This is a genomic window from Nocardia jejuensis NBRC 103114 (assembly GCF_001613145.1).
Taxonomy (GTDB): domain Bacteria; phylum Actinomycetota; class Actinomycetes; order Mycobacteriales; family Mycobacteriaceae; genus Nocardia; species Nocardia jejuensis.
In genome coordinates, this window is record NZ_BDBU01000019.1 from 97843 (window position 1) to 111247 (window position 13405).

At 63.6% G+C, this 13405-nt stretch carries 9 protein-coding genes; 8 read left to right on the top strand and 1 reads right to left on the bottom strand.

Annotated elements, in window-relative coordinates; genetic code table 11:
- The first annotated feature begins 3 nt into the window (after nt 1-3).
- A complete protein-coding gene (locus tag NJ1_RS15775) occupies nt 4-1608 on the top strand; it encodes a WXG100-like domain-containing protein (protein WP_067694184.1) in 1605 nt (534 codons plus the stop codon).
- Nucleotides 1609-2506: 898 nt separating this feature from the next.
- Nucleotides 2507-2983: a hypothetical protein gene (locus tag NJ1_RS15780; RefSeq protein ID WP_067694187.1), complete on the top strand. Its 477-nt coding sequence runs from the start codon at nt 2507-2509 to the stop codon at nt 2981-2983.
- Between the two features lie 266 nt (nt 2984-3249).
- Here NJ1_RS15780 and NJ1_RS15785 read toward each other — a convergent pair whose 3' ends face one another.
- Entirely contained in the window at nt 3250-3690 is a 441-nt protein-coding gene (locus NJ1_RS15785; RefSeq protein ID WP_067694190.1) for a hypothetical protein, read from the bottom strand.
- A gap of 169 nt (nt 3691-3859) precedes the next feature.
- Here NJ1_RS15785 and eccA point away from each other — a divergent pair, with 169 nt between their 5' ends.
- The 6 genes from eccA to NJ1_RS15815 all read left to right on the top strand — a co-directional run bounded on the left by eccA (nt 3860) and on the right by NJ1_RS15815 (nt 13393).
- Nucleotides 3860-5620, top strand: a complete 1761-nt coding sequence (gene eccA / locus NJ1_RS15790) for a type VII secretion AAA-ATPase EccA (RefSeq protein WP_067694193.1) — start codon at nt 3860-3862, stop codon at nt 5618-5620.
- Nucleotides 5621-5648: 28 nt separating this feature from the next.
- Complete coding sequence (eccB, locus tag NJ1_RS15795) at nt 5649-7199, top strand: type VII secretion protein EccB (RefSeq protein WP_067694196.1); 1551 nt, start codon at nt 5649-5651, stop codon at nt 7197-7199.
- Nucleotides 7196-11191, top strand: coding sequence for a type VII secretion protein EccCa (eccCa, locus tag NJ1_RS15800; RefSeq protein ID WP_084478295.1), 3996 nt, complete (start codon nt 7196-7198; stop codon nt 11189-11191). Before eccB ends, eccCa begins: the two co-directional genes overlap by 4 nt.
- A 94-nt stretch (nt 11192-11285) precedes the next feature.
- The gene (locus NJ1_RS15805) at nt 11286-11594 is read left to right on the top strand and encodes a hypothetical protein (RefSeq protein WP_067694203.1); all 309 of its coding nucleotides are present in this window, start codon (nt 11286-11288) and stop codon (nt 11592-11594) included.
- A gap of 39 nt (nt 11595-11633) precedes the next feature.
- Entirely contained in the window at nt 11634-12977 is a 1344-nt protein-coding gene (locus tag NJ1_RS15810; protein WP_084478297.1) for a PPE family protein, read from the top strand.
- A gap of 50 nt (nt 12978-13027) precedes the next feature.
- Nucleotides 13028-13393 carry a hypothetical protein gene (locus NJ1_RS15815; RefSeq protein WP_067694208.1) on the top strand — a complete coding sequence of 122 codons (366 nt, stop codon included), beginning with the start codon at nt 13028-13030 and terminating at the stop codon, nt 13391-13393.
- The last annotated feature ends 12 nt before the right edge of the window (nt 13394-13405 follow it).

Genomic DNA, 13405 nt, shown 5'->3' on the forward strand with positions numbered 1-13405 from the left:
GGCATGGCCGTCGAACTGCCCCACGAGGTGGCACTGTTCCTCAATTTCGCCGGCGTACCCTACCCCGACATCAACGAAGACCAGGTACGTGAACTGGCCACCCACCTACAGCATTTCGCCGCGAACGTGCGCGACACCCACGACGTCGCGACCGCCGCGATCAACAACATGAACACGGTCTACTCCGGCTACTCCTACCAACAACTGCTCGCGGTCTGGGGCCGCATGAGCACGACCCACATGGCCGAACTCGACCACGTCTGCACCCTCGTGGCCACCGCCCTGACCATCGCCGCCGACGTGATCGCCGTGACCAAATCAGTAGTACTGATCGAACTCGCCGCCATGGCCTCCACGTACCTGATCGCACTGTCCGGAAGTTTCGCCACCGGAGGACTCTCCGCTGTAGTCGCCCAGGTGATCCCAGCGATGGCCCGCACACTGCTCTCGGTCATGGAGCAGGCACTGATCGCATACATCCTGTCCGACGTGCTCGGCAAGGCGATCGCACCACTCGAGCACGCCATCGAGCGCATGATCAACAGCGCCCTGCACTCGATGACGATCGACATCCTGGACCTTCCGACCAACAACTCGCCGAACCAGCCACTACATATCGAACCGGACGAGGTCCTGCGCTACGCGGACCTACTCGACGATTACGCCGACGACATGCTCACCCACGCGACCGACTTCGCCGACAGAGCCGGACAATTGGACTTCACCACCGCCCGCAGCCGAGACCTCGACGACACCCGAACCCCACCGGCCGACCCCCCGATATACAAAACTACAACCCTGCGGCCCTCATCAACACCCCCCGGCAACACACTCGACAAACACACACCCCCTGCAGCCACAGTCCCACCCCACTCACCCTCGCCGGCAACGCCATCCATCGGCATGCACCCTGCGGCATCAGGACCAGCAGTACCTCAAGCCCAGCCCGGCGCACAGTCGATGAAACCCGGCATCACCACCACACCGGACACGAACTCACACCCACACCGAGAAGACGCCGAGACCCGGCCCCGACCCGCTGGTCCCATCCACGACACCAATACACGAGAACACGATCCAGCCGCTCAACAACGCACCCGAAACAGCACAGCACCCGCACTCTCGAACCCGACACACAGATCCCCACCGCACCCGAACTCGATCCCCCCACTCGACACTCGGGCATACCCGGCACTGCCCGCTGCCCACGGAACCGCTGCCGACGGCGGTGCGTCGAATACGGAAAACCCCGAAACGACTCTCCAGCAAGACAATACGCACACGAGACCCACACCGGCGAATGAACTCACCAGCACCAGTCCATGGCGCAGCACCCCCACACACGACCGACGCACTGCGAACTCCGGTCCCTCGACCGGAGCGAAACCTCAACCGGCCCCACAGACGCGAACGCGTCCCGCTATCGCCACACCCTGGTCGAGAATAGGTCGCATCCCCGACACCGCAATGAACGTCCGCAGCCAGGGCGCCTCCCTGCCCGCACCGTGGATCAGCGCGAAACGACACGTGCGCGATAACCACACAGAACCACGTGGGCTCCCTGCCGACACCGAAAACCGTGCGACGAAAGAGCAAGACAGACAATGACCCGCCGCAATCGCGTCGACCCGTTCGCCGCAGATCAAAGGGCATGTGATCTCGACTGGCGACGGGCACAGACTCCACACATCGACTCGATCAGGGCGGATCCAGCAGCGCGTCTCGCCAACGTCGCAGCACACCGACACCAGCACGCCCACATGCCCAGGGCTCTCGTCCACCAGTCGGCAATAGCCTATCCCGGAACGGTCGCAACAGTGCCCGTATGAACGCAGCACCAGCGGCGCTGCTCACCAAATGGATCACTCGCCGGTGTTTCGATCCCGTCGCGATACCAATGCACAGTCGATGGACACTCCCTACCGTCGAACGACGCCAACTCGACCCCAAGCGCCGCCAGCCGGAATTGAGCCACGCGATACCACTCCCGCACTCCCCGTTCGTAAACGGAGACCACAGTCGGGATGTAGCTCCTGGATCTCACGACAGTCACCCCGTTCCTCACACACCCCTGAGGCAGTGGACCCGAGACCAGCTCGCTCTGCAGACCCACCCTCCTTCTGGTGGAGATGACGCGGATCGTGCCACTCTCCCTCTCACCCGAACTGCAGGTGAGAGCCCCTCATGCAGTCGTGGTGGCGCAAATGGGCCCGGAGGTGGCGGCTTCGGGTACCTGAAGACCGGCTGTCACGGCAATACAGTCGATGCACAGTTCACCGCCGGGTTGCCCGAAACGTCCCGCACTACACACCGGCGTGATCCAGATCGATCAGCTCGGAGATTCGATGACGCTACCCAGCACGACCCGAATTCGGCGACCCACTCCACCTGCTGATCGTCACCCAGGTCCGTCATCCACGGGAGAGCCGAAGCCATGCTGATTCACAGTAGCCGTTGCCGCACTTTCCAATACACGGTAACCGCACCCTCGGCATGCGCGGTCGGCATGACCGAGGACGAGGTCGGTAAACCCCACCGATTCACCGAATGCCTGGTGATATCGATCGCACTCGAGCACGGTGATCTGGTACTCGGCGCTGCGGCCACGAAGATCATCCGCCGGCTCGTTGCCCGCACAACGGCGTCATCGATCATCATCGACGGCTACCATCGGCCGCCGACGCCACACGAGCGCAAAACATCGCGCATCGATCTGCTTGCCGACCTGGCAGATTCGCTCGACCTGCTCGCCGAGGTAACCGAACGACTGACACACGCTGGCGAAAACGTCCACACCCTCCCCTTCGGCTGGCACACCGGAGCACACGCGCACGTGGCCGAGGGCACACACACCCAGCACAGCATCCGCCTGCACGTCAGCGATCCCGACACCGGCGGACGAGTCGTTGCAGCGCTGGATATCCCTGCGGTGCAACGGTTTCACCGGATAAGCGCCCTCTCGTTCAGCCCGACCTGCGCATGAAAAAACCGGAACGACCAGTGGTGTCCCATGCCACCGGTCGTTCCGGATCGATCAGGCTGCCGAGAGGGCAAACCGGCACACCCGATCCAAACGCGGCCATCATTCTCGTGGAGAATTCAACCGCAGGATCAACACCGCCCCGATGAGGGGAGGGGCAGTCCGACCCTTTGTGTCGCCAATCAACGGCACAACCAATAATGGCACGTGAGGTGGTTTCGGCGGCGTCCGAGAGATTCCCTCCGATGGGAAGCATCGCTCCCGGAGACTCAAAACTCTCGTCGCACGACCAGCTTGCGCAACACCCTGGATTTTGCAGTGAACTCGAACGTCAGATCGAGCCCACCCCGATACTCCACGAACGACACCGTACCCTCGGGCGGGATCCGCGGATCGATCCGAATCAGACCTCGGGAAAAAGTGAAACCACACTGCAGATCGGACTGGTAGAGCCGCGCCCCCGCGCGAGGAGTCAACATCAGCGACGGCAACTCGTCCGCATCCATGAGCGGAATACGAAGGCAGACAATGGAGAACGGGCCCGCGACGGGGCGACCCTGCAACTCGCGCACCTGCGGCGTCGCACACGCGATCTCCTGAAGATCGACCCCGCACGCCGCGCCGACCGATTCCTGCGTGAACTGTCCGCGGATGGCCATGATCGCCACCGCGATCGAACGAAAATCATCGATAAGCGCTGGTATGGCCATATTTCCGCCATTCGGAATCAAAGTGCGGGCGCCAGCCCATGAGTGTTGTGCACACGATCGCACCCAGCCCCGCACACCGGCGCGCGAGTGCTCCCAATGATGGGAAACAATGCGGCAGGGCACACCTCTACCCTTCGTGCAGACGAGATCGGCGGAAGGGAAGCCCGAGTTGTCAGCGGCCGAGGACGCGTTCTACACAGGAGTTCAAAGTCTCGGATTGATCACCGGGGGAGTGCGCAACGACCAGCATGCACTGGCAGCCTTCCACGCGGCGACCGACCTTGACCCGGATATGTGCGATGCCTGGCTCGGATTGGCCATGGCCGGAGAAGTCTCCTCCGAGGTCATCTACGGAGCCTACCGCTCCGTCCACAACCTGTATCGAGACCAACAACGCGCCGGCCTGCCCGACCGATCACTGTGGTGCCAGGTCGAAATCGGCATGTATGGCTTGCGTGTGGCCATGACCGACCGCGACCAGATCGCACTCGCGCAAGCATGTAAATACGCCGAGGGCGGTGAAATGGACGAAGCCGCAGCCATTCTCGACCAGCTGCCCAGCGACGATGTCGCCAACTTCGTGCGCCTGTCCCTGTTCTTCCGCGCTCGCCGCTGGCCCGATGTCATCGACTTTCGCACCAGCACACCAGTCCTCGAGGACAACCTGCTCGACATCGCCGCAGAACTGATGGTTGCGCAATCATTGGCACACCTCGGCCGCTTCGGCGAAGCGTTACCCCGAGCGCAGCGCATCGTCGAGGACAGTTCCTCGGGTAACCGGTCCTACCTCTGGGCCGACGCACACTTCCTGCTTGCCATGGTGCTGCGGCACACCGGCGACCACGAGCCGTCCGAACGAATCCTCAAGGGACTGCAGGGCTCAGCCCTATGGCACCAGCATCCTGACTGGCAGCGCGCGGTCGCGGACAAGAGCTACCGCCTCGAGATCACCTCCGCACAGCTCATCTCCACCCGCACCGACCCGTGGGACCCCAGTTCCGGTGACGACCCCGCCGAATTGGCCGCCTGCGCCGCACGCGACGAACGCGAATCACTGCTCACCGAAGCCTCGCAATTGCTCCAAGCGCAGATCGGCATGGACTCGGTCAAAGAACAAGTCGACCGACTCAAATCCGGGGTACTGATGGACCAGGTACGCGCCAAACGCGGACTCGCAGTGGACTCGCGCACACACCACCTGATCTTCTCCGGCCCGCCCGGGACCGGCAAAACCACCATCGCCCGCGTCATCGCCAAGATCTTCGCCGGCCTCGGCGTCGTGGAGAACGCCGAAGTCATCGAGGTCTCGCGCAACGACATGGTCGGCACCCACCTCGGACACACCGCTCCCAAGACCAACGCGCTGATCGACTCAGCCATGGGCGGAGTGCTGTTCATCGACGAGGCATACACCCTCATCCAAGAAGGACTCTCCGGCGGAGATGCCTTCGGTAAAGAAGCCGTCGACACACTGCTCGCCCGCATGGAGAACGACCGCGACAAACTCGTGGTCATCATCGCCGGATACGAAGACCAGATCGACCGATTCCTGGCCTCCAACGACGGCCTGGCTTCCCGCTTCACCAAACGCATCCGCTTCGCCAGCTACGACGCCGGCGAACTGGTACGCATCGCCGAACATATCGCCCAGCACAAGGATTCGATCCTGTCCCGTGATGCCCGCAACGCACTACACGACCGATGCGAACGCTTGTCTCTGCAAGCCCGCAACGGTCGCCGCCTGATCGACCTGGCAGGCAACGGTCGATTCGTTCGCAACGTCGTCGAAGCCGCCGAAGCCGAACGCGACTACCGGTTCACCAAGGAAAGCGCCAACGTGGCCACGATGACCGACGAAGAACTCATGACCATCTCCGAAGCCGACATCACCGCCGCTGTAGAGGGCCTGGCTCCTGCCGCCACGATCTGACCAGCACCAGGTAAGGAGACACACAGCCGTGGCCCGATTCCGGGTGGTGACCAAACACCAGATCTCCGGCTGGCGATTTCTGTTCCGGCGCATCGAACACGCACTGGTTCGCCGGGACGCCTCGATGATCGATGACCCTCAGCGCGGTCGCTCCACCGCGCTGTCTATCGGCATCGCGATGGCCTGCGTGGTCATCGCCGGATCAGCGGTTCTGGCGTTCTTCAAGCCCGCCAAGCCCGTCGGAGACGCGCACATCGTGGCAGAACGCGGTACCGGGGCACTGTATGTGCGCGTAGGCGGAAGACTCTATCCCGCACTGAATCTCACCTCCGCGCGACTGATCATCGGCGCACCCGAGAATCCGCAACAAGTATCGAAAGAAGAACTGGCCAAATACCCACGAGGCCCGATCGTCGGCATCGCAGGCGCGCCAGGCAGCATTTTCGACAGCACTACACGCGACTCGTCGTGGGCAGTGTGCGACAGCACCACCACCGGCGCGGCCGCACCTCTGGATCCCACCACCGGGTTGCCCACGACCAGTCGATCCCCGGTGCGCACCGTCGCGATCGGAAGCCGACTGACGCTCGACAGCCGCGCCATCGAGCCGCTGGGCGACAACTACGCACGGCTGCTGCGCGAAGGGGTCACCACGTGGCTGGTCTATCGCGACCACGACCACGGAATCGTACGGGCTGCAATCAATCTCGCCGACTCCCCGGTCACACTCGCCCTGGGAATCGACGCCACCGCACCGGTACTCCCGGCCTCGCCAGGCCTGCTCGAAGCCATCCCGGAAGCACCACCTTTGCGTGTACCCGTGGTCCCCGCGGCAGGGCAGATCATCACACTGTCCTCGGGTCTCACGGTCGCAGTCGGCTCGGTACTCGCGATGTCCACCGTGGACCACGGCGCGTCCTACTACGTGGTGTCTCAATCAGGCGTCGTACAGATCAATGCCCCGCTGGCGGCCATGCTGCGCAACGCCGATTCACATGGCGCAGTCTCGGCCATCGCTGTCGGCCCGGACATCATCGCCGCCAACCTGCGCCCGGGTGGTTGGCCTGGCACCAGCAGCTACCCCGCCGCCACCGTGCATATCGTCGATCCCGAACGCGACGGAGTCACCTGCTACCGCTGGTCCCGGGACGCATCCGACCTGAATGCGGCGACCGACCTGCTGGTCGGGCGCCAACTGCCGCTCGCGACCGAAGAACTCACGCGCACAGTCCCGCTCGTCACCGCAAGTGGCTCGCACGGCACCACCGCCGATGCCGCCTATCTGCCCCGCGACAGCGGAACCTTTGTGCGCGTCACAGGAATGAGTGTCTCCTCCCCCCTGCAGGAGGCACTGTTCTGGATCTCTGACAGCGGCGTGCGCTACGGCATCGATACCCGCGGTACCCCGGACGATCCCACACTGACCGCGCTCTCGCTGCGCACCCCCATCCCTGCGCCCTGGAATATCGTGTCTCTCTTCGCCGTCGGCCCGACCCTGTCACAGCGCGACGCACGCGTTCAGCACGACGGCATCGCCACCGACCGTGCCTCGGCACCACTGCCCGCAGGACAACCGTGAGCACCACCCGCCGATTCGTCCGCCCAGCCCGCATGGTGCGCGGGCCCAAAGCACCCGCCGTGGCGGAACTGCGGTTGCAGCCACCCACCGAACTGCCCAAACCCGTTCCCGCCTCCCGAGTCAAGATGATCATGCCCGTGGTCATGATGGCCGGCATGGCCGGAATGATGGTCATGATGTTCCGCGGTGGCGGAGCCATGTCACCGACCTCCTTGTTCTTCCCCCTCATGATGGTGGTCTCGATGGTCGGAACCCTCGGGGGCGGCCTCAGCGGCAACGGGGCCGGCGGCGCGGCAGCCCTCAACGAGGAACGCAAGGATTACCTGCGCAGCATCGCCGAACACCGCAAGTCGGTGCGCGCCTCCGAGACCGAACTGCAGACCTATCTGGCGCACACCCACCCGGGACCTGACAACCTTGCCCGCCTGGTCGCCAGCCAGCGCATGTGGGAGATCCAGGTCAGCAACTCCCAATTCCTGCGCATACGAGTGGGACGCGGAAGAATCGCCAACCAGGTGCGAGTCATCGTGCCCGAAGCCGCGCCGCTGGCTGACCTGGACCCGGTCGGAGTCGTCGAAGTGACACGCTTCGCCAAGGCGTACTCCACCGTCGGCGGTATGCCGATCGCAATCAATCTGCTCTCAGCACCCGAACTCGGCCTCGACGGCGATCCCACCGCCGTCGCTGCCCTGGTGCGCGCCATGCTCGCCGAAACCGTTGTGCTGCACGGACCGGACCAAGTGGCAGTCGCGGCAGTGCTCCCGGATCCGGACGCCCCGGAATGGGCATGGCTCAAATGGCTACCCCACACCCAACACACCAGCGACAAGGACGCTATCGGCTCGAGCCGCATGCTGTACCGCACGGTCGGCGAGCTCCGCGCCAAGGTCCTGGCAGGGCTCAACCGAGGACCGTTCTCCGCCAACAGCCAACCCTCTCTCGAACGCAAGCATTTCGTGTTGATCGTCGGAGTCGGAGGCACAGCGAACGAACGCGACATCTCCGGAATCGACGGGTGCACCTGGCTGCGGCTGGGCACCGCCGAACAACCCCTGCCACGCGCGCTGCGTTTCAGCGTGGACGAGGACCGCTCCCTATACGAGGTGTCCGTACGCGGCAAGCGACGTGTCGGGCGAGCCGACGCAATGTCTGTCGCAGCGAGCGCCGCCCTGGCTCGCAGCCTCGCCCCCTATCGCCTCTCCACCGTTGTCGAGGCAGTCGCCGCCGAACAAGCCGGCGGCACCTCGTGGGAGGAGATGGTCGGAATCACCGATCCAGGTGATATCCACATCGACCGGCAATGGCGCACCCTGCGTGACATCGACCGATCCCGCCTGAACATCCCCTTCGGTTACGACCCGCTCGGAGCCCTGGTGCACTTGGATATCAAGGAATCAGCCGAGGAGGGCATGGGCCCACACGGAATGTGCATCGGAGCCACTGGCTCGGGAAAGTCGGAATTCCTTCGAACGCTCGTTCTCTCAGCCGTAGCCACCCACTCACCGGACCTGCTGAATCTCCTGCTGGTCGACTTCAAAGGCGGCGCGACCTTCCTGGGCTTCGACCGGCTCTCCCACGTGACCGCTGTCGTCACCAACATGGAAGAAGAAGCCGATCTCGTCACTCGCATGGAAGACGTGATCAACGGCGAAATGGCACGAAGACAACGCATTCTGCGCGACGCGGGCAACTTCGCCAGCGTCGCGGACTACGAGCGTGCCCGCGAACAAGGCGCACAACTCGCGCCCATGCCCACCCTGCTGATCATCCTCGACGAGTTCGCCGAACTGCTCGAACAACACCCCAGCTTCTCCAAACTGTTCGTCGCCATCGGCCGACTCGGCCGTTCCCTGCGCATCCACCTGCTACTCGCGTCACAAAAAGTGCCATCCAGTCGAATAGGTGAACTCGAAGCACACCTGTCCTATCGAATCGCGCTGCGCACCAACCAAACCAGCGACTCACGCGATGCGATCGGCACCGCCGATGCCTACCACCTGCCCAAGAAGCCCGGCGCGGGATACCTGCGTGTCGGGGCAGGAGATCTACAACGCTTCCAAGCCGCCTACGTCGGCTTGCCCTACATAGCTCCTGCACACACCGCCGCCAGCAGCCGCCGCGTACGCCGCGCAAACGGCGGATACCAACCACCCCAACGGTTCACCGCCGCCGCCATCGCCCACACCGCGGTCACCGAGCCCACGCCCGAACCTGAGCCCGAACTCCACGATGTCGAACCGGTGACCATCATGGAGACCGTGCTGCAACAACTCGCCGGCCGGGGACGACCTGCACATCGCATGTGGTTGCCGCCGTTGAACATCGCACCCACCCTGGACCGCCTCACCCAGAACGCGACCCGAGGCACCCTGCAACTGCCCTGGGCAATCGTCGATCAACCACGTCTGCAACGGCAGGACGTCTGGACGGTCGATCTGTCCGGCGCCGGCGGTCACGTCGCTATCGTCGGCGGCCCACAATCGGGCAAATCGACTGCCGCGCAAACCCTCATTCTCTCCGGAGCCCTCACCCACACCCCCGAACAAATTCAGTTCTACTGCCTCGACTTCTCCGGCGGCCTGGCCGCGCTGCGCACCCTGCCACATATCGGCTCGATCGCCACGATCCGCGACGTCGACCGCGTGCGGCGCACCTTCGCACTGCTGACCAACCTCATCGCGCACCGACAGCGACTGTTCTCCGACCTCGGCATCGACTCCATGCGCGAATTTCGCCGCCGTCGCTCCCTCTCACGAGAATCCGAGCAACTCACCGCCCACGGCGATCAACACGGCGACGTCTTTCTGGTCATCGACGGATGGGACATCGGATTCTCGAGCAACGGACCGTTCTACGACGAGTACCAGCCTGTCGTGGAATCTCTTGCGCTGCAGGGCCTCAACTACGGAATACACCTGGTCCTGACCAGCTCCCGCTGGGCGGCGATCCGATCCTCCATCAAAGATATGCTCCAGACCCGCCTCGAGATGCGCCTCGGCGACCTCACCGACACCGCATTCACCACCCACCGCCACGTGGTCGCCGCCATCCCCGCCAACCGGCCTGGACGCTGCATCACGACCGACGGCCTGCACATGCACACCGCGCTACCACGCACCGACGGCAACCCTGACGTGGAATCGGCAGGGGTCGGTCTCGCCGCCGCGCTCGACGCGCTCATCGGTCAGTACCCGGGTCGTACTGCGCCAGGAGTGAAACTGCTACCCGCCCGTATCGGCTTCGATGAGATCACCACCGGGCTCACCGCTCCTACAACCACCGCTCAACGCTTGCTCGTGCCCTTCGGGCTCCGCGAATCCGACCTCACCCCCGCCGCCATCGACTTCGGAGTCTCCACCCACTTCATGATTTTGGGCTCCACAGGCTGCGGCAAATCCACGGTACTGCGCACGCTGTTGGAATCGATCCACCGCCGATTCACCCCGGAACAAGCACGCGTACTGCTGATCGACTACCGCCGCCAGCACATGGACGCTCTCCCTGAGGAACACCTGCTCGGATACCTCACCAGCGAGCGCGATCTGATCAACGGGCTCGCCGGCTTCGCCGCGCAGATGCGCGAACGCCGCGCACCCGACGACGTGACCTCGCAACAACTCAAGGAGCGCTCCTGGTGGAACGGCCCGGAAGTCTTCGTGGTGATCGACGACTACCACATGGTCGCCCAACGCGGGCAATTGAATCCCCTCGACCCACTCAAGGACCTCATCGTCGACGGTCGGGACACCGGCCTGCACCTGATCGCGGCCCGCAACATCGCCCAAGCCGATTCCGCGATGTACGACAACATTCTCGGGCAGATGAAGAACCTGAACTCTTCAGGGCTCATCATGGACGGCTCGAGATTGGACGGAATGCTCATCGGTGATGTGAAAGCCACCAAGCAACCGACGGGCCGAGGCATATTCGTCGAACCCCTGCTAGCTCGCCGCGACCTCGTTCAAGCGGCTCACACAGCCCCGTCCGAGTGAACGGTCGCACCCTAATTCACGACTGTTCCCACAAGTGGGAATGCAATAGCGTTTCTGATGTCACGCTGCATTCGAGTAGTTGTCAGGAGACGACATGTCCCTCTACATGATTACCGACGATCTCCCCGTCATCGGCGCGCAGCTCCAGGCGCTTCACGCAAACCTCTCCCAAGTCCTCGGCACATCACTGGCCCCCGCAATGCCGATCCCCGCCGGAGGTGATTGCGTGAGCAAGATGGTCGCGGAGTACTTCTGCGACCATACCGTCGATTACTTCGGAGAGACCGTGCCAGGAATCACCCACCTGCTGGCAGGCGCAGAAATGCTGTACCCGATCAGCGCCGACACCGGCCTCTGCGATGCATCCAACGGCGCAGACATCACCGTGGCGAGAATCGCCTGAAACTGGTGACTCGCAACACCTGGCCGAAGTGAGAACACAATGTTTTCCTTGCCGCTGGACTTTCTGGCACTACCGCCAGAAGAAAACTCTCGACGCCTCCTGGGCCCCGGTCCCGACCCTATGCGGGCATCAGCAACCGCATATTCGGCAATGGCGACAGGGCTTAACGCTGCCGCCCTCGGGTCCGACGGCAGTATGCAACAGATGGCGCTCAGTTGGCGCGGTCCCTCTGCCGACCAGGCAGAGCAAGCATTCCGCAACCACGCCAACTGGTTACGCACGCAGGTCGCCACCGCAGCCGCCACAGCTGCGGTCGCATCGAAGATCGCCGATGCCTACACTGCAGCCCTGATCGCTATGCCGCGCTATTGGGAGGTGATCGCGGTCAAGGCCGACCTCGCCGCAGCCATCACCACCAACGCGATGGGGCAGAACACCGTGCCGATCGCCACCCTCGAAATGATCTACCTGACTCAACGGGCGATCGCCACGGCCACCATGCTCACCTATGCCGCCGCGACCGCCACTCTGCTGGCGCAGTTGCCCCCACCTGCTCAAGCACCGCCGATCACCACCGGGCAATTCGGTCAAGCTCCCACCACCGACACGCTCGCCGACACGGGCATAGGAGCACTGGGGACAACCAGCGGACAAGACCGCCTCGTGACCTCCCCGCTCACCGGCCCAGCAGGCACCGCGGCTGGCAGTTCCATCCCCGGCGAAGCTTCCGCCGCATCCAATCCCGGCCAGGTAGTCGACCCCGGACCGTCACAGGTCGGCGCAGATCTGCCTGGTCAAGAGTCTGCGACCTCGCTTCAGCCACCGGATCCGGAGTACTCGACCCGTGCCGACAACCCTGCCGATCACCCTCTCGATCCCGCCGGCGATGGTCATCAGGCATCAGGCCCCGGGCTCCTGGGAACCTCGCCGACTTCCCCGACTCTGGCCGGACTCACCGGCGGTATGGGAAGCGTGGTGACCCTGGGCATGAGCACCGGCGGACTCGGCGCAGTATCCAGCAACGCCAGCGGCGTGCGCATGCCCGCGAGTTGGAACACCTCCACGACCAAAACATTCGGCGCGGGAACCGGACCTACCGCCACACAACCGATCCCGCAACGCCCTGCACCGCGCGGGGTCAGCGCGCCTCGCGCCCTCGAGCGCCGTCACCCACACGACGAGCGCAGAGCCGCCAAGGCGTTCGCCCCCGGCCAGGCACACGACGTCCCCCTCCCCGAAGTGCCACCCGCATACGGCGTCTTCGAATACCTGGGCGGCGAAAAACATGCAGAGTCACTGTCGGAAAAGATTTTGGTCGCAGATATTCCCGAAATTGGTGATGGTGATGAATTTGTGCACGAGCATCACGCGTCCACACGGTAACTGTGATCTGACACATCCGCGTAATCGTAGAAACATCGAAAGGGAAAATAATGACCAATCCCGGCAAGTATCAAGGCAACACCGCAGACATTCAGGCGGCTGCGACCAATGCGTATCACGGTCACCAGGAACTGGAGAATCATCTCGGAGCATTGTTCAATGTTTCCGACGAACTCGCCGTGGTCCTGAAAAGCGAAGGGGCAGGCAACGCGGCCAACATGGCCCTGGCTGATGCACTGCAAAAGGGTAAAGCGCTCGACGCCACCTTGGTTCGAATAGTCGAACAGACGAAAATTCAAGGCTATACGGTTGACGAGGCCGACCTGGAGGCTCGTGGTCGCATTTCCGAAGCGGCCCTTGGCGGTTCCGGTGGCGTGGAAGCCCCTGCTGCAGCTTCCAAAATCAGCCCTTTGTGAACCTGCTCAACC

Bases quoted from the DNA above. Each gene is read 5' to 3' on its own strand.
- NJ1_RS15810 (WP_084478297.1), top strand. From the start codon at position 11,634: ATGTTTTCCTTGCCGCTGGACTTTCTGGCACTACCGCCAGAAGAAAAC.
- NJ1_RS15785 (WP_067694190.1), bottom strand. From the start codon at position 3,690: ATGGCCATACCAGCGCTTATCGATGATTTTCGTTCGATCGCGGTGGCG.
- NJ1_RS15815 (WP_067694208.1), top strand. From the start codon at position 13,028: ATGACCAATCCCGGCAAGTATCAAGGCAACACCGCAGACATTCAGGCG.
- NJ1_RS15775 (WP_067694184.1), top strand. From the start codon at position 4: ATGGCCGTCGAACTGCCCCACGAGGTGGCACTGTTCCTCAATTTCGCC.
- NJ1_RS15780 (WP_067694187.1), top strand. From the start codon at position 2,507: ATGACCGAGGACGAGGTCGGTAAACCCCACCGATTCACCGAATGCCTG.
- NJ1_RS15805 (WP_067694203.1), top strand. From the start codon at position 11,286: ATGTCCCTCTACATGATTACCGACGATCTCCCCGTCATCGGCGCGCAG.